This is a genomic window from Pedobacter sp. CFBP9032 (genome assembly GCF_034045265.1).
Lineage (GTDB): Bacteria > Bacteroidota > Bacteroidia > Sphingobacteriales > Sphingobacteriaceae > Pedobacter.
Genome location: NZ_JAXCWE010000002.1, coordinates 554,824 through 572,571 on the forward strand (window position 1 = coordinate 554,824; position 17,748 = coordinate 572,571).

11 protein-coding genes are annotated in these 17,748 nt (G+C 39.9%); 7 read left to right on the plus strand and 4 right to left on the minus strand.

What is annotated here, in order from left to right; all coding sequences use genetic code 11:
* The first annotated feature begins 1 nt into the window (after position 1).
* The 7 genes from SOM16_RS06195 to SOM16_RS06225 all read left to right on the plus strand — a co-directional run bounded on the left by SOM16_RS06195 (position 2) and on the right by SOM16_RS06225 (position 8,098).
* The gene (locus tag SOM16_RS06195; RefSeq protein ID WP_320463120.1) at positions 2–445 is read left to right on the plus strand and encodes a molybdenum cofactor biosynthesis protein MoaE; all 444 of its coding nucleotides are present in this window, start codon (positions 2–4) and stop codon (positions 443–445) included.
* A 1-nt stretch (position 446) separates the two neighbouring features.
* The gene (moaCB, locus tag SOM16_RS06200; RefSeq protein ID WP_320463121.1) at positions 447–1,355 is read left to right on the plus strand and encodes a bifunctional molybdenum cofactor biosynthesis protein MoaC/MoaB; all 909 of its coding nucleotides are present in this window, start codon (positions 447–449) and stop codon (positions 1,353–1,355) included.
* Positions 1,356–1,571: 216 nt separating this feature from the next.
* The gene (locus tag SOM16_RS06205; protein WP_320463122.1) at positions 1,572–1,967 is read left to right on the plus strand and encodes a hypothetical protein; all 396 of its coding nucleotides are present in this window, start codon (positions 1,572–1,574) and stop codon (positions 1,965–1,967) included.
* An 87-nt stretch (positions 1,968–2,054) separates the two neighbouring features.
* Positions 2,055–2,750, plus strand: coding sequence for an ATP-binding cassette domain-containing protein (locus SOM16_RS06210; protein WP_320463123.1), 696 nt, complete (start codon positions 2,055–2,057; stop codon positions 2,748–2,750).
* Positions 2,751–2,763: 13 nt separating this feature from the next.
* A complete protein-coding gene (locus tag SOM16_RS06215; RefSeq protein WP_320463124.1) occupies positions 2,764–5,271 on the plus strand; it encodes a TonB-dependent receptor in 2,508 nt (835 codons plus the stop codon).
* Positions 5,271–6,716 carry a DUF3526 domain-containing protein gene (locus SOM16_RS06220; RefSeq protein ID WP_320463125.1) on the plus strand — a complete coding sequence of 482 codons (1,446 nt, stop codon included), beginning with the start codon at positions 5,271–5,273 and terminating at the stop codon, positions 6,714–6,716. The genes SOM16_RS06215 and SOM16_RS06220 overlap by 1 nt, the downstream gene beginning before the upstream one ends.
* A 5-nt stretch (positions 6,717–6,721) precedes the next feature.
* A complete protein-coding gene (locus tag SOM16_RS06225) occupies positions 6,722–8,098 on the plus strand; it encodes a DUF3526 domain-containing protein (protein ID WP_320463126.1) in 1,377 nt (458 codons plus the stop codon).
* A 109-nt stretch (positions 8,099–8,207) separates the two neighbouring features.
* Here the strand turns inward: SOM16_RS06225 and SOM16_RS06230 are convergent, their stop codons facing one another.
* From SOM16_RS06230 to SOM16_RS06245, 4 genes are all read right to left on the minus strand, one after another.
* The gene (locus SOM16_RS06230; RefSeq protein WP_320463127.1) at positions 8,208–11,306 is read right to left on the minus strand and encodes a glycoside hydrolase family 2 TIM barrel-domain containing protein; all 3,099 of its coding nucleotides are present in this window, start codon (positions 11,304–11,306) and stop codon (positions 8,208–8,210) included.
* A 179-nt stretch (positions 11,307–11,485) separates the two neighbouring features.
* Positions 11,486–12,754: an NAD(P)/FAD-dependent oxidoreductase gene (locus tag SOM16_RS06235; protein ID WP_320463128.1), complete on the minus strand. Its 1,269-nt coding sequence runs from the start codon at positions 12,752–12,754 to the stop codon at positions 11,486–11,488.
* 1,117 nt (positions 12,755–13,871) lie between these two features.
* A complete protein-coding gene (locus SOM16_RS06240) occupies positions 13,872–15,017 on the minus strand; it encodes a PepSY-associated TM helix domain-containing protein (RefSeq protein WP_320463129.1) in 1,146 nt (381 codons plus the stop codon).
* A gap of 2 nt (positions 15,018–15,019) precedes the next feature.
* The gene (locus SOM16_RS06245) at positions 15,020–17,341 is read right to left on the minus strand and encodes a TonB-dependent receptor (protein WP_320463130.1); all 2,322 of its coding nucleotides are present in this window, start codon (positions 17,339–17,341) and stop codon (positions 15,020–15,022) included.
* Positions 17,342–17,748 lie beyond the last annotated feature (407 nt).

The following is a 17,748-nucleotide window of genomic DNA, read 5'->3' on the forward strand; positions in this document are numbered from 1 at the left end:
TATGAGTGAAAAGAAGATAAAAAATATTTTTGTGGAAGGCGTAATCAGTCCGGCATTCATTGCCGACAGCATTGCAAAGCACGCTACAAAAACCGCTATCGGTGGCCATAGTATATTTATGGGTCAGGTGAGGCGCGATGAAATAGACGGAAAGTTTGTTGCTGCTATTGATTATACCACTTATGAAGAAGTTGCTTTGGCTAAAATGCATGAAATCAGAGAAGCAATTTTTGAAAAATACCCGTTAAGCTGTATGCATGTACACCACAGTTTAGGTAAGGTAAAAGCTGGCGAAATCTGTTTGTTTGTGTTTACCTCCTCAGCACACAGAAAGCCAGCCATTGAAGCCTGTAACGAATTGGTAGAACGCATCAAGGCTGAACTGCCAATTTGGGGTAAAGAGATATTTGAAGACGAATCGCACCAGTGGAAGGAAAACATATAATATGGTAAACATTACAAAAAAGTCAAATTCATTAAGAATTGCCATCGCCACTGCTACCGTGAAGGTTTCGAAACAAGAAACGATAGACGCAGTAGTACAAAGGAAAATACCCAAAGGTGATGTTTTCGAATTTGCCCGTGCAGCAGGACTATTTGGTGTCAAAAAAACAAGTGATGTCATCCCGGATTGTCACCCGCTTCCCATCGAATTTACTTCTATTACCTATGACATAGAGGGTTTAAATATCATTATTTCTGTAGAAGTGCATACCATTTATAAAACCGGAGTTGAAGTGGAAGCCATGCATGGTGCATCTGTTTCTGCACTTACCATGTACGATATGCTGAAACCTATTGATAAAGGTGTAGAAATTCAAAACATCCGCCTTCTTAAAAAATCCGGAGGTAAATCTGACTTTAAAAACCTCAAATTCCCTGAATTAAAAGCAGCAGTCGTAGTGTGTTCTGATTCTATTTTCGGGCAAATGGCTGAAGATTTTTCAGGCAAAGCCATTATGGCAAGACTGGAAAAATTTGAGATCGAAACAGAGAAATACGCAGTAGTTCCTGACGAAGTTGAGGCGATTAGAAACACTGCATTAGAACTGTCTGAAAGTGGCATCAACCTGCTCATTTTTACTGGCGGCACGGGATTATCTCCGAGAGACGTTACTCCTGAAGCGATCAGTCCATTAATTGACCGCCAAATTGATGGGATTATGGAAACCGCCAGAACATACGGACAAGAACGCATGCCTTATGCAATGTTATCGAGGGGCATTGCTGGTTTTATTGGTGATACTTTGGTATTAACCTTTCCAGGATCTAAAAATGGTGTGGAAGAGTACATTGATGCGTTGTTTCCCCAGATTTTACATCTTTTCAAAGTGAATAAAGGTCAGAGACATTAGAATAATAGCAGGTTAAATCAATAATTTTCAAGATAAAAGAGCCTAGCAACTTCGCCAGTCTTATAAAAAGATTCAAAAAATTTTGACATGAAGAAATTAAGGTAAACAAGTCCACGCTCAAAGTTTGGATCCCTTAATGTTTCAACTAAACGATAGGTCGTAGCGAGACAATACGACCAGGGCTAACCAATAAATTTCAAAAAAATTGTAGAAAGCTTGCTCATAAATGTATCTTTGTTGCAATTGAAGCATTCGGGCAAATCATATCGCAAGCAAATACTCACTCAAATTTGGGGGTTACTTTTATTGGTATTATTTACCAGTGCGTTATTCATTCAGGCCCTTCATCACCATGATCAGGAGACTTCTGATCACTGTAAAACTAAGTCAGAGCAGGTACAATCAACTACTCAACTTAAGGCAAGCAAAGTAAACTGTAAACTTTGTGAGGTTTTAAAACACCAATCTCATATCTATACACTTCCAGGTAACTGCGAAACAACCTTGGGCTTAAATGAACCATCTGATTACCAGTTTATTTATCTGGGGAAACACCCTGTTGTTTACATTCTTTCTGCGGCCAATAAAGGGCCACCAAGTGTAATCGCCTAACACCTCACCAGAGGTTTCTTTTATTTTTACAAGGATTTTCATACAATGTAACCGCTTGCGGTAAACATTCCATTTACTATATTTTTTATGCTTCAAGCCATTTCGCTATCCAAAAATTACGGATCGTATCAAGCCCTCAATCAATTAAATTTAACTGTTAATCCAGGAGAAGTGTATTGCCTGCTCGGTCAAAACGGTGCCGGAAAAACCACCACCATCAACTTGTTTTTAGGTTTTATCGAACCCAGCGCCGGAAAAATCCTGATCAATAATGAAGAAATTTCTGCAAGCGATGATAAACGGAGAAAGCATCTTGCCTATATCCCTGAAGTAGTGATGCTTTATGGCAACCTGTCTGCTATTGAAAACCTCGATTACTTTTCTAAGTTAGCTGGTTTCGATTATAGCGAAGCAGAACTCATAAACTTTTTATCCAACTGTGGTTTACAGGAAGCTGCACACCATAAACATTTGGCAGGTTTTAGTAAAGGAATGCGTCAGAAAGTAGGCATTGCCATCGCAGTTGCAAAAAATGCGAAGATCATTTTAATGGATGAACCCACCAGCGGACTTGATCCAAAGGCTACTGCCGAATTTACCGAGCTGGTTAAAAAACTCGCTTCAGAAGGTAAATCCATCCTGATGGCTACACATGATATTTTTAATGCTGTGAGTCTGGGTACACATATCGGTATCATGAAACAAGGGGAGCTTATTCACACCTTATTGGCAAGCGAAATCTCTGCTACAGATCTTCAGGAATTATACTTACAAACCATTTAATCGAACATTTTTAATGTACCAACAATATAACGTCCGCTGGATATGGCAGACAATTTTATTTTTTTTAATTATAAACACCATCAGCATTACTTCCTTTGCACAGATTAAAGTATCCGGTAGCATAAAAGATGTACAAGGAATAGCTATTAACAAAGCCACCATTAAATTTAAAAATGGTAAAGATCTATTGAACCTCAGCAGCGATTCGGCCGGAAGCTTCTCTATTGTATTACCAAGAGCTGCTACTTATACCATCACTGTTTCGGCTATTGGCTACAGCACATTTTCTAAAAACATCCCCTTTAATGGTTTAGGTGATTTCAATCTGGATCCGATTATTTTGGCAACAGCCAATGAAGAGCTGCAAACCGTTGAAATCGTTGGCACCAATGGTAAAAAATATTATGGAAACTACTCATTTTCGGCGACCAAGACAGCAACTTTAAACAAGGATATCCCACAGGCCATTTCTTCTGTTTCTAAAGAATTAATTGCCGATAGACAGGCAGCCGTATTAGCCGATGCGGTTAAAAACGTAACCAGTGTATCTCAAAGCAGTTTCTATAATCAGTTTTCTATTCGCGGTATTAATCAAAACGAAGAAGGAACGATCATTAATGGAATGCGTACCCGTCAAAATTATTTCAACCAGCCACTCACCAATAACCTCGAAAGAATAGAGGTCATTAAAGGTCCGGCGAGTGCTACCTTCTCTAGCGTAGACCCTGGCGGAAGTATCAATCTGGTCACTAAGAAACCTTTAACCGAAGACCGGAAAGAGATCAGTATTTCTGGTGGAAGTTTTAGTACCGTTCGCGGTGCATTGGATTTTACTGGCCCCATTAATCCCGAAAAAACCTTATTGTACAGATTGAATGTAGGTTATGAAGACAGTAAAAGTTTCCGTGACCTGCAATTTAGAAAAGGATATATGATTGCCCCATCTTTTTCCTATATCCCAAATGATCAGACGAGTTTGAACGTAGAGATGGTGTTAAACAACAGTAATTCTAGGCTGGATCGCGGACAGGCGATTTTCGGCGCTGTAGCCGGGCAAACCGATTTAAATAGTACCCCAATACGTTTTAACATGGGTGCGAGTAATGATAAATTTAATACGCAAGACCTGATGCTGATGGCAAATTTCGTCCATAAATTTTCTAAAAGCATCGCTTTCAATGTGGCCTATATGCAACAAAACTGGAACGAAGACTTGTTAGAGCATCGTACTAATAATGCTTTCGCTATCGATGAGAACAATCAACCCATTCGTAGCCTTGCGGGAATGATTGCCGTTCAGCGCCAGCAAAAATATTCTACAGAAAATATCAGTTCTTATTTCAATATCAATGCAAGCACTTTTGGCCTCGGGCATAAACTGGTAGTGGGCTACGATCGCATCACTACTCAAAAATTAAGAGGTGGCGGAATCAATACTGCCCAGGGCTATCGCTTAAAAGACGGAACAATTGCAGCAAGATATGATGTGAATAAAAAAGATCTTTACCAGTTTCGCGTAGTGAACGGTATAAATGCCCCTGTTACAAATGTAGAGCCTTTTAACCTGGCTAATCCTAACTACACCTTAAAGAACATCAGCGATTATGTGTTTGCGAAAGTAGAAATACCACCTTCGTATTACCTCATCAATGGGGTTTATCTTCAGGATCAAATCAAATACCAGCAACTTACCGTAACACTAGGCTTACGCCAGGAATGGTATGAAGATTATGGCAATTACAGGCTTACCAACGAAACTAAAATCAGTCAGCACAAGCTTTTACCGAGGTTAGGAATTACTTATGCCGTAAATAGTCACATCAACGTATATGGAACTTATCTTCAAGGCTATCAACCACAAAGCAACACCGCCGCTTTAGTGATTGTGCCACCTCCGGCAGGTACCAGTTTCAAACCCCTGGAAAGTGATTTAAAGGAAATTGGTGCAAAATCTGAATGGCTTGGTGGTAATTTGATGGTCAATGTTGCCCTATTCGAAATCAATCAGAAAAATTTATTAATAAACGCCAATGATCCTTTTGATGTTAACCGTTTAATTGAACGCGGCGCACAGCGAAGCAGAGGAATTGAGGTAGAATCATCTGGTTTCATTAAACCAAACTGGCAGTTTAACGTAGGCTACAGCTATATAAATGCCGTTGTTACGGAAGATTTTAATCCTTTAGTAGTTGGCGAACGGGTGCAAAATACACCAATGCATAGCGCCAGTTTATGGACACGTTATAACCTGGAGGCCAGAACATTAAAAGGGCTTGGTTTTGGTGCAGGCGTACAATATAGCGGAAACAAACTTCCCCTATACATCAGAGATTTTACCCTTCCTGCTTATACCGTTATAGATGCGGCCATCTATTATTCGCCAGCTGCATCTAAAGTTCAGCTCGCCATGAATATCAATAACATCCTGAATAAAACCTATTGGGTGGGTGCACAAAATTATTTACGGCTTTTCCCTGGTACCCCCAGAAATGTTATGTTTAATGTAACCTATAGAATATAATGCCAAATATCACCGTTATAATCGCCAAACAAACCTACAAATCAACCTTTGGTAATCGGGCAACTTTAGTACTCACTATTTTATTGGGACTTTCGCTTTGCCTGGCCACTTATGTAGGCTGGCAAAATTTTAAAACACAAAATAACCAACGTCTACATTACAAAAATCTGGTGCGGGAGCAATGGCTTTCCAAACCGGATAAGCACCCGCACCGGATGGCTCATTATGGTTACCTGGCTTTCAGGGAAAAGCATGAGTTAAGTTTCTTCGACTTTGGGATTGAAAGTTTCGCTGGCGTTTCTATATTTCTGGAAGCCCATAAGCAAAACACCGTGAACTTTAGTGAGGCTGGCTTCTCTAACGGCATGTTACGCTTTGGCGAAATCAGCATTGCAATGGTATTGCAGTTATTGGTACCACTGCTTATCTTTTTCCTGGGTTATAACAGCATTTCCGCAGAGCGGGAATCAGGAACGCTGAAAATTTTACTATGCCAGAATGTAAGCTGGAAAAAGCTGCTTTGGGGAAAAACCTTCGGAATTATTGGCGTGGCCTTAACCATTTTTATTCCGCTGATTCTGCTTACAGTTCTGCTCTGGGCATCTTTAAGCCATTGGGAAATCAGCACCCATTCAGCCTTGCGCCTTTTAATTCTGATTACCAGCTACTCGGTTTATTTTTTTGTGGTTTCTGCCATTACCGTGCTGGTTTCTGCATTTCAACGCAGTTCCAAAACAGCTTTGATTACGTTATTATCCTGCTGGATTTTCTTTGCCGTGCTGATGCCGAGAATCGTTCAGGCTATAGGTTCAAAGATTCACCCTACGCCATCAAAAATCGAATTTGCCGATGCTGTAACTGCCGACATTCAAAAGCAGGGAGACAGCCACAATCCAAACGATGCGCATTATGCGGCCATCAAAGATTCGTTACTGCGTAAATACAGAGTAACAGATGTGAAAAAACTACCTTTCAATTATGGTGGATATATTATGGCTGAAGGGGAAAAGATTACTTCGAATATTTACAGCGACCATCAACGTAAGTTGAATGAAACCTTCGGGAAGCAGAACAGCTTTACCATAGTTGCAGGCTTGCTTAACCCCTACTTATCGCTGAAACAAATTTCGATGGCTTTAACTGCTTCCGATTTCAAAACCTACGTCGATTTCCAAAACCAGGCGGAAGCTTATCGCTACGGATTGGCGCAGAAAATGAATAAGCTTCAAATTGATAAAATCAGTAATATTTCGCCAGGTGAACATGAAAAACCTTTATCCATCAGCAAATCTAACTGGGCAGAGCAGCCAGATTTTAATTACAAATTTAACCACCTAAACCACGTTTTAACGCACGAATCGCTATCCCTGATTTCCCTTTTAATCTGGTTATTTGCATCACTTTTCTCGCTGCAATATGCCTCCAGGTGGATTAAAACAATATAAGACAAATGAAAAAAAGCACCTATTATTTAGAAACCAAACTTTTCTTCAGAAATCATTCTGCCTGGATTGGCATTGTTGTATTGCTCCTTACTGGCTTTGCAGGTTTATATTTCGGAAAAACATTTATTGCCAACCAAAAGGCTGTGATCAAAAAGGCGGCAGTGTTGCAGAAAAAACACACACTCGAAAATATTGAGCATTTTAATAAAGATATCGGACTAATTTTCTTCCACAATAAATTTTCTTCGGCAAACCTGCCAGATCAGTGGGCGGCATTTGCCAATGGACAAAGAGATGTAAATCCATATTTAATTTCGGTTACCATGCTGGCTTTAGAAGGACAACTCTACGATACCGATATTACTAATCCAGTAAGCATGCTGCTGGGAAATATGGATCTTAGTTTTGTATACATCTTTCTGTTCCCACTGGTAATTATTGCTTTTACGTACAACTTAATTTCCGAACAGCGGGAAAATGGCGTGTGGTCACTATTAAAATCACAAAGTAATGAATTAGCAAAAGTGATCTGGCAAAAATTTCTAATTAGGATTCTAGCTGTATTTGCAGTAGCATTTTTACTCCTTGTGGTTGCCATGATCTACCTGGAATTGCCAATAGATACCACATTGTTTGCAGTTGTCGGAATTATTGGGCTTTACCTTGCGTTTTGGTTTGCCGTTTCCATTTTTATTATTTCATTGGGTAAATCTTCCGGTTATAATGCATCAGCACTTATAGCCATTTGGGTGGCCATTTGTATAGTAATTCCAGCTTCTTTAAATCTTTTGCTTACCCAACGATATTCCGTTCCCGAAGCTTTACAGAATGTAATTAACCAACGCGAGGGCTACCATGAAAAATGGGATATGCCAAAGGATGTAACCATGAAGCCTTTTTTTGAACACTATCCGCAGCTAAAGAAATATCCTTTTCCGGCAGATAAAAGTTTTAGTTGGTTCTGGTATTATGGTATGCAACAAATGGGCGACGATCAGGCCTTAAAAAGCCGATTAACTGTTGCAAATAAGCTCGCCGCCAGACAGCAATTTACCGATATAGCCGCCTTGTTTTTCCCTACCATTCAAACGCAACTGGCCGTAAATGAACTGGCCGGATCGGATCTAAGTACACACCTGGGATTTCAACAGGCGGTGCATGATTACCATGAGCAAATCCGCCTGCACTTCTATCCGGCTATTTTTCAGGAGCAGGATATAGCTTCTACAAACATCAAATCAATTGGATTGAAAACCTTTAAAAGTAAGAAGGTGCACGATTGGAGCAAGTTGCTTCCACTCCTGATCTGGACGTTGATTTTCGCGGTAATTGCATTTCGAAATCTTAAAAGCAGTGCTTTGGTGAGAAATACTGCTACATAATTACAAGTTAGAAAGAGGTTTAAACATTAAGGTACTATGAAGATTGCCGATGGTCGTAGTGTTTCGCTACGACCATATCAAGCCTTAACGCTGTTCGAAATAAGGTAATTTACAACGGCCTGATCACAAAGCCATAATTATACGCCTTACCTAAAAAGCGATATTTGTTTAAGGGTTTAGCACCCCACGAATTTAAACCTCCAACTCCCCTTTGAAACGAGTCGACCGCTAAGATAGCATCTGAATTGGGAACAACATCAGATGCATGTTGCTGTTTTTTCGTCAACCCAGGATCCAGGTCTTCCGGCAGGTTATTCGTAGCACTAACCGAAAGCGGCTGCAAACCAATAATTTCTACACCTTTACCTTCTTTATTTAACAATCTCAACCACCGGGTATCCGTTCTATTCCCCGATTCTTGCGGACGATAATAAGGGTGTAGCTGATCCTTCACTTTACCGTTCCAGATTTTCATAAACGAATCTGCATTTCTGTCGACATAATTTTCACCGGGCCCGCGGCCATACCAAGTAAATTGATCGTGATCGCCGGATAAGTTCATCAACATACCAAACCGCATCATTTCCGGAAGATCATCTGCCAAAGCCTGGTAAGCAGCCGCCACCGTTAAGCTTCCATCACCCTTTACGGTATAAGTAAGGTTTACCGCGGCTTCAATGCCACGAAGTTTGGCTACATACGCAATGGAAACATTCTGATCGCTCTTTTGTGTTTCCTTGTAATTGTAAATCACATTGTATCCGGCAGCATCCCATAAGCGTAGGGTGCGTTGCGCACCTTCACCAAATTCATTATCAGTTGGTGCACGCCAGAAATTAAGGCGAGGTAGCTCATTAAAAATGTTTTTCCCGTCTTTACTCATTTTCAGCAAAGCCTGACCATTCTTTTGTGAAAATTCATACGCTACCTGATTGGCTTTTACGATGATTTTATCTGCTTTCTGTTCTGTAATGATTTCCCCAGCTTTAGTTTTAACAGGTTCAAAATAATGATTAGACTCAAAAGCAAACTCCTCTTTTGCTACTTCAAAACCAATTGGAATGAATTGATTGGCCTGCCTGGTATAGGCAAATACCTGAAGAAAATATTCTACACCAGCTTGCTTTTCTATCTTGGGTAAGGCGAGCTTAACATCTTTTTTGGCATCTGTAGGAATGGTCACATTAAATTTGCCCTGAGCCACTTCCGCTCCGTTCTTTAATAAAACCCATTTATAATTGTAATTTTTAGCCGTTAAATCAGTAAACTTAAAATCATTAATTACTGTAATTACTCCATTTGAAATGTCTTTTGGTTTGAAAAGAATATTCTGATAAACCTTTTTAACAATAGGTGTATGTGGCAGATAATGTTGATCTGGTGAAATAATTCCATCCATACAAAAATTCTCACTGTTCATTTTTTGGTAACCGTTTAAGTCACCACCATACGCCCAATAAGCCCTACCCTGCTCATCAACGGTTTTAAATCCATGGTTATACCATTCCCAGATAAAGCCACCCTGCATGTTTTTACTCGATCGCATCAAATCCCAATAATCCTGAAAGTTCCCCATGCTGTTGCCCATGGCATGAGCATATTCGCACATAATGTAGGGGCGGCCGAGGTCTTTTTTGGCATCATTGGTCATGCTCTCCCAGGATGGATACATGGGGCAAATGATATCTGTATTTCTATCTTTTTGATGTGCCTGCTCATATTGCACGGGTCTGCTTTGATCCCTTTTCTTGGCCCAGTCATAGAGGTCGAAAAATGCTTTTCCATTGCTGGCTTCATTCCCTAACGACCAGAAAATTACCGAAGCATGGTTTTTATCCCGCTCCACCAAACGCACCATCCGGTCTAAATGTGCGTCATGCCATTCGGGGAAATTTGATACATTCTCTGGGCCATAACCCAGGCCATGCGATTCGAGATTAGCTTCATCCACCAGGTAAATTCCGTATTTATCGCATAATTTATACCACAAAGGCGGTTGAGGATAGTGAGAGGTACGAACTGCATTGATATTTAATTCCTTCATTAACTGAATATTCCGCATCATCACTTCTTCAGAAACCACCTGTCCCGTTTGGGTATTAAACTCATGTAAGTTCACGCCCTTGAAATAAATTTTCTTCCCGTTGATAAAAACCTGCCCATCCTTAATCTCAATTTTTCTAAATCCAATCTGGTGCGAGGTGGCCTCAATCACTTCCCCTGAACTGTTTTTCAACACCAAAACCATGTTATATAAATTTGGTGTCTCGGCTGTCCATTTTAAAGGAGCAGGCACCATACCTGATAGATTGAGGTTAGCTTCCTGTTCAGCAGGTAGCGCTACTGTGCTTTGTTTTTTGAAAACCGGGTGATTGGAATTGTCCATTAACAACACTTCAATGGTTTGCTGTTCGGCCTTTTTACTATAATTTTTCAAAGTAAGATCAACATTAAACAAGCCGTTTTTATAAATGGCATCCAATGTAGGGTGTGCAAAAAAATCGAGGATTCGGGTTTGAGCTGTGCTATATAAATAAACATTTCTATTGATGCCACCCATGCGCCACATGTCCTGATCTTCGAGGTAATAACCATCACTAAATTTATGAACCTCGCAGGCTAATGTATTTACACCTGGTTTTAGATATGCAGTGATATCAAATTCTGCCGGACTTTTTGAATTTTCCGTATAACCCACCTTTTGTCCGTTCACCCAAACATACATGGCATTTGTTCCACCTTCGAAATGGATCATCACCCTGCGTCCTTTCCAACTATCATTCACAGTAAACTCCCTGCGATAGGCACCTACTGGCGAATCATCGCGATCGATAAAAGGTGGATTTGGCTTGAAACCAAAACCCTCACTTACATAGATTGGCGTACCAAAGCCATTAAATTCCCAGGTGCCGGGAACAGGCATAGCGGACCATTGTTTATCATCAAAATCTACCTTAAAGAAATCTTTAGGGGTTTGTGCCACCTTTGGTACCCATTTAAATTTCCAGAGGCCGTTTAAAGATTGATAATAACTGGAAGATTGATACTCGTTTTTTAGCGCCTGGTTTTGGTTGGCATAAGGGATAGAAGTTGCACGGGTATTTTCCTTATTAATGGCATAAACCTTCGGATTTTCCCAATCGGGGGTTTCCTGTGCGTAAAGATTGATGCTGATGAAAAGTAGCAACAAAATCAAATATTTATTCATTTGCTGAAATAGTTTAAAAGCCGTGATTATTTCATCCCAATATACAGCGGATGTTTCCCACTTCTAACTATCACTTAAAAAACGGCAAAATCAAATCAACATTTGTTAAAATATGGTATTTGAGCACAAACAATCATTGCGCTGATTCATCACCAATAGTTGAACCAGCGCAATAATTTTTACTTATTATTTTTATCGTCTTCGCCATCCGGGCGGATGATTAAGCGTAAAGTAGGATCATTGGTGATAAAACTCCACAACCAGTTGAAAGCCAGTTTTGCTTTATTCCGGAAACCAGCAATTGGAATAATATGGATAAATAACCAAACGAGCCAGGCGAAAAAGCCCCTGAAAAATCCTTTTGGAAGATCAACAACCGCTTTGAACTTGGCAATAATAGCCATAGAACCTTTATCATTATATTTGAAAGCTTTCATAGGTTTAGCTTGCTCTACAGCCAGCAAGTTTTCGCCAAGCAAATCACCTTGTTGAATGGCCACTTGCGCCAGTTGTGGATGGCCATTGGTAAATGCTGCATCAGTAAGCTGCAAACATTGATCACCTATAGCATAAACCCCTTTTACTCCTTCTACCTGGTTAAAGGCATCAACCAAAACGCGTCTTCCCTTACCAACAGCCTCTTTTGGTAACCCTGGTACTTCTCGGGCAATAACCCCCGAAGCCCAAATTAAAGTAGTTGCTTCAATCTCTGTACCGTCAGAAAGCGAAACTACATTTCCATCATAATTTTGAACCAGCTTACCAAGCATAATTTCTACACCCAGGTTTTTAAGCACTTTAATGGCTTCATTCTGGCTTTTCTGACTCATCGGCGCCAGCAAAGTTTGTAAACCATCAACAAGATAGATTTTACCAAGACCAGATTTGGCTTCAGGATAATCTTTTTTAATAATATGGCTTCCCATTTCAGCCATCATCCCGGCAAGCTCTACTCCTGTCGGGCCACCACCGGCAATTACAATACTCGAAAGTCTTTTTTTATCACTATCCTGCTCAGCCCTTACCGCTTTTTCCAATTGAAGGAGAATGTGATTCCGCATCCGCAGCGAGTCATCAATGCTTTTCATTGGTAATGCATGTTCCTTAATCTGGTTATTTCCAAAGAAATTGGTCTCTGTACCCATGGCAAGCACCAATACATCGTAATCCAATATTCCGTTATCAGTTACTACCTGTTGCTCGGCAGGAAGAATCTCTTGCAACACACCCATAAAAAAACGGGTATTTCTATCGTGAAACATCTTGCGGAAAGGGTAAATAATATTGGATGCTTCGATAAAGGCTGTTCCCACCTGATAAAGTAGTGGTGGAAAGAAATGATAATTATGCTGATCTACAAGAGTAACCTGATGAGATGTGCTTTTGGATAGCTTTTTAGCAAGATTTAGTCCTGCAAAGCCTCCGCCAATGATGACAACTTTTTTCATAAAATATTTTTAATTCGATTCGCAGTAGGGTTCAAATTGCATAGCTTAAATAAACACTACTGCCCTTTTTTGCCTGTTACCAACAGAACAAATTTAAAGGGATAAAGTTAGCATTTATTCATTTTATCTAAAGGAGGATGTGATAAATTAACAATGTTTATACCGAGTTTAAAAGATTTCCGAATAATGTACGTTCTACAACGAAACAAAAATTCTTTGGCTGGAGAATTTTATTTTTTTTCGAAGTGTGAATAGTCTTTGAATTGCCTAAAAGGCTCATGCACCAAAACTATATGCTCTCATATGCCTATATGGCTAAAAACTCAACATAAAATATTTTATAACCATCTAAGACATATAGGTAAGGAAGCTCGATTGCCTAAAAGGCTAAGTACCAAAAACTATATGTTCTATATGCCTATATGGTAAAAAAATGCAATATAAATTTTGTTCTCACCATCTAAGACACATAGGCATGAAAGCTCGATTGCCTAAAGACTCATACACCAAAAACTATATGCTCTCCTATGCCTGTATTGCCAAAACTCAACATAAAATTTTTTCTCACCATCTAAGACACATAGGCATGAAAGCTCGATTGCCCAAAAGACTCGTGCATCAAAAAACTATATGCTCTCCTATGCCTATATGGCTAAAAACCCAACATTTTTTTTTTCTAACCACCTAAGACACATAGGCATGGAAGCCCGATTGCCTAAAAGTCTATGTACCGAAAACTATATGCTCTCATATGCCTATATGGCCAAAAAATCAATATAAAATTTGCTCTCACCATCTAAGACATATAGGAATGAAAGCTCGATTGCATAAAAGGCTATGTACCAAAAACTATATGTTCTTATATGCCTATATGGCCAAAACTCAACATAAAATTTTTTCTAACCATCTAAGACACATAGACATGAAAAGCTCAACTGCCTAAAAGGCTCATGCACAAAAAACTATATGCTCTCCTATGCCTATATGGCCAAAAAATCAACATAAATTTGTTCTCACCATCTAATACACATAGGCATGAAAGCTCGATTGCCTAAAAGGCCTCATGCATCAAAAACTATATGCTCTCCTATGCCTATATGGCTAAAAAATACAACTCCTATTTCCGTTTCTTTTTGGGCTTTAATTTATTATACCACATGATAAACCCAGTAATTGGCATTGCGGCACAGATTAGCGAAACGATAAATGCAAAAATTTTTGTTGGTATTCCAGCAAAGGCACCAGTATGCAGGTCATAATTCATGCTCCTGAACTTTTCGCCTCCATTAACATTACGGTCATTATATCGCATCAGCAATTTCCCGGTATTACGGTCAAAGTAATACCATTCAAAAAGGTGGGTTCTATTCTCAGCAAGCCTAACCTGTACATCCAGCGGATCCGTATCTTTTTCCCTGAAACGGATAGAAAATACATCCGCCTGCGGGTATTGTTTAAGCAGCCCCGCCACTACAGCATCGGTTGCAGTAACCGGATAAATCTCATTCGCTGTAGATTTGGGAATTTCTCTTTTTTTAACTGTTTTAGCACCGTTTGCTAAAAATTGCACAGTGGTATCAGCCCACGGAAAGGCAAAAACAAGGCCGGTAACTGTTATCAGCATGGCCGGAATAAGGATATAAAAGCCAAGTATATTGTGTAAATCGAAATTCAATCTTTTTAAACCTACTCCAGATTTAAAGATTAAACTCCTTTTAAATGCCCTCACGCTCCATTTTCTCGGAAACCAAATGATAAAACCACTGATCAGTAAGATGAAAAAGCACAGTACAGAAATACCAGTGAGGGTTGTGCCAAGTGCATCACCAAGTAATAGGTTCATGTGCAGATTCAGCATCACCTGAAAGAATTCGTTTTTTGTATTCTCTACATGAATAACCTTTCCGTTGTAGGGATTTACGTAAACCCTGAAATAGTATTTATATTGATTCCAATAACCAATGGCTTTCTTATCAGTAAGCGAAGCACGGAATACCCAACTGCGGTTTTGGTGCGGATAAATTTCAGCTCTTGATATTTTAACACCAGGTCCAAGCGATTCTTGTGCAATATTTTTAAGTCTACTAAAACCTATTGTTTTGGCATCAGGCGCTGGGGTAATATAATACCTGTCGTGATAAAAACAGGCTTTCAACTCATCTGAAAAAACAGTAATACATCCCGTCAGACTCACGATCAATACAATCAGGCCAGTAATCAGGCCCAGCCATTTGTGGATCCAAAAGAATAGCTTACGAAACATTTCTAAAAATTATAGGATAAATTTAAACTCATCGTAGCACCGTTGCCATGCACATATTCTGCATCTATAGCACGATATTGACTCACTACCGGATAATAAGAATTGTTAAGGAGATTTTCTACACCTAATCCGGCCGACCATTTCTGACTGAAACGATATGCCGCAGAAAGATTAAACAGATTCACCTCTTTCACCTCCCCTTCGCTATTCGCAAAAAGCCCGTTGGCCCTCACATCAAAACGATCACGGCTGCCCGTGTATACCCAGAATAATTTTAAATCCAGTGCAGAAACCGGACGGTAGCCCAGATAAGCAGTGGCCTTTGGTGGCGCAATGCGGAGCCCGTTCATGTAAACTTTATTTCCATTAGCCTGCTCGGCACGCCCTTCTACATAAGCATAACTTCCACCTAGCATCCATTTGGGGCTCAAGTTCAAATCTGCCGTAATCTCATATCCCTTAATTTTTTCCGGTTCACGCTGCGGCACCAGAAAGCCGCCAACATCTACCAGGTTAGCACCCAGTTTTGAAGTACTGATAAAATAAGCCGCGGTGAAGTTTAGTATTCCAACCCTGCTGCTAAAACCCGCTTCATAGTTATTGGTGATGATTGGATCTGTGGCAATACTTTCCAGGGTACTGCTGGTGGCAGTCCTTAAAATCCGGCCCAGTTCATTAATTGCGAAGCCCTGAGAAAAACTAACAAAGGGGTTAAAAACTTCATATTTATTGTACCGGAGACCCGCATTGAAGGTTGTTGCCTGATAAGGAATTTCGCCTCCACTAACTGGTATGCTCCCTTGGCCATTTGGCCCCCTGGCAATGGTATTAAAATCTTTCACCTTCACCCTCGCATTTTCATACCTGATGCCAGCCTTTAGTATAAAATTGGTGAGGATATCAAATTTCATTTGCGCATAAGGCGCTACATTGAGCATGTTCATATCTGGAATATAAACCCGTCCGTCCGTAAGTACCTGATTTGTACGATCATTTAACAGATCAAGGCCATAGGTTAATTCTCCATTGCCCAAGCTTCCAGCCTTCCAGGGAGTATTTAAAGTTAACCGTACACCTTTTTTGAAAGATTGTATTTTGGTTTGTCCGGGTCCGAACCAGGCAGTGCCTTGCGCAACATACCTGTTCATAGAAACAAAGCCGTTATAATATGCCGAAACATCAAGTGAACTCGATAATGGCAAAGCGTTATGGTGATAGGAAATTAATGCATTATGGTTATAAGGCGTTCCCGCAGCCTCACCCGGATCTATACCTTTCTCCCCGATGGAGGGTGTAACACCATACTTCCCAGCTATATTTACATAATCAGTATTTTGTACACTTCGGAAAAGATTGTAGGAGGCCACAATTTCACTATGTTCGTTAGGCTTGTAAGCCAGTTTTACAAAGGCGTTATATAAGGCATTCTCACCAAGTCCATCTGGTTGCGCATTTACATTACCCTTTGCATCGCGCTGTACGCCAGTATAGTTATATGTTCCATTTACCACATAAGAAAATTTATTAAGTGTTCCGGTAAAAGTTTGAGAGAAACGATAGCCCAAAGTATTTGATGGATGAGCAAGGTTGCCAGTCAAACCCACGCTTGTGGTTCCACCAATCGCTTTATTGCCAGAAGGCTTTTTGGTAATGAAATTGATGATTCCACCTGCAGAACCGTTTCCATAGATGGAAGTTGCTCCTTTTATTACTTCTATTCTTTCAATAACCGATGGATCTAATGTTCTGATATCTCTGCTGCCATTCATTAAAGGAGTTGACTGCGGAATTCCGTCTATTAATACCAATACCTGTCTGCCCCGCAACGTTTGACCAGCATTGGTAGCCTTATTATTAGCAGTTCCCAGCCCCGGCACAGTATTTCCCAAAATTGCCGACACCGATGGATTCACATTTAACTGCTCCTTCACATCGCGGGCATTTAAAATGGTAACAGAGGAAGGCACGTCCTTCAAACTTTCCGCTTTCCTGCCTGCAGTAACGATAACCTCATTAAGTGAATTACCAGGCTGAAGTATAAAGGAAACATCAATGGTAGAATCCCCGGTTAAAACAACTTCTTTAACCAGTGTTTCATAACCCACCAAACTCACCGAAAAACGTTGCAGTCCGGAAGATAGATTTTTAAACAAAAATTTGCCCTCGTTATTAGAAAAGCTACTCTTACTTCCAGAGATACTGATTGTGGCATTAGGTAGCGGTTGGCCATCAACATCAGTAACCAAACCGGATATTGCCGCAGTACCGATATTTTGAGCAACAGAATTTAAAGGTAATATTGCAAGTGTAAATGCGACGAACAAACATAATAATATAACAACTTTCGCTTTCATGAACAGGGAATCTCTCTAATGGCATCTTAAGGTATATTTTCCAAATACCTATTAATTAAACTTAAAATTAGCTGCAAATATATCCTTATTTAGACTGAATACTATTAATTACGCAAATTATTCCATTCTCCTTTATCAATCTTTCTCAAGCCTGAATAATCGCAAACCCTAATAATAAGAAGGTCAAGACTGTTAATTTTGCCAAAATAAAACCCTGCTAATCTTGCGATTGCAGGGTTAAAAGTATTGATCGTAAAAATGTTTAGTTACTTGCTTCTGTTATTGCATTGTACCGTTTGGTTGCCTACAGACTACATAAAGATTTAAAATTTTACTCAAAGTAATTAATGTCCAAAAGTCTGTAATTCTCCTTTTCC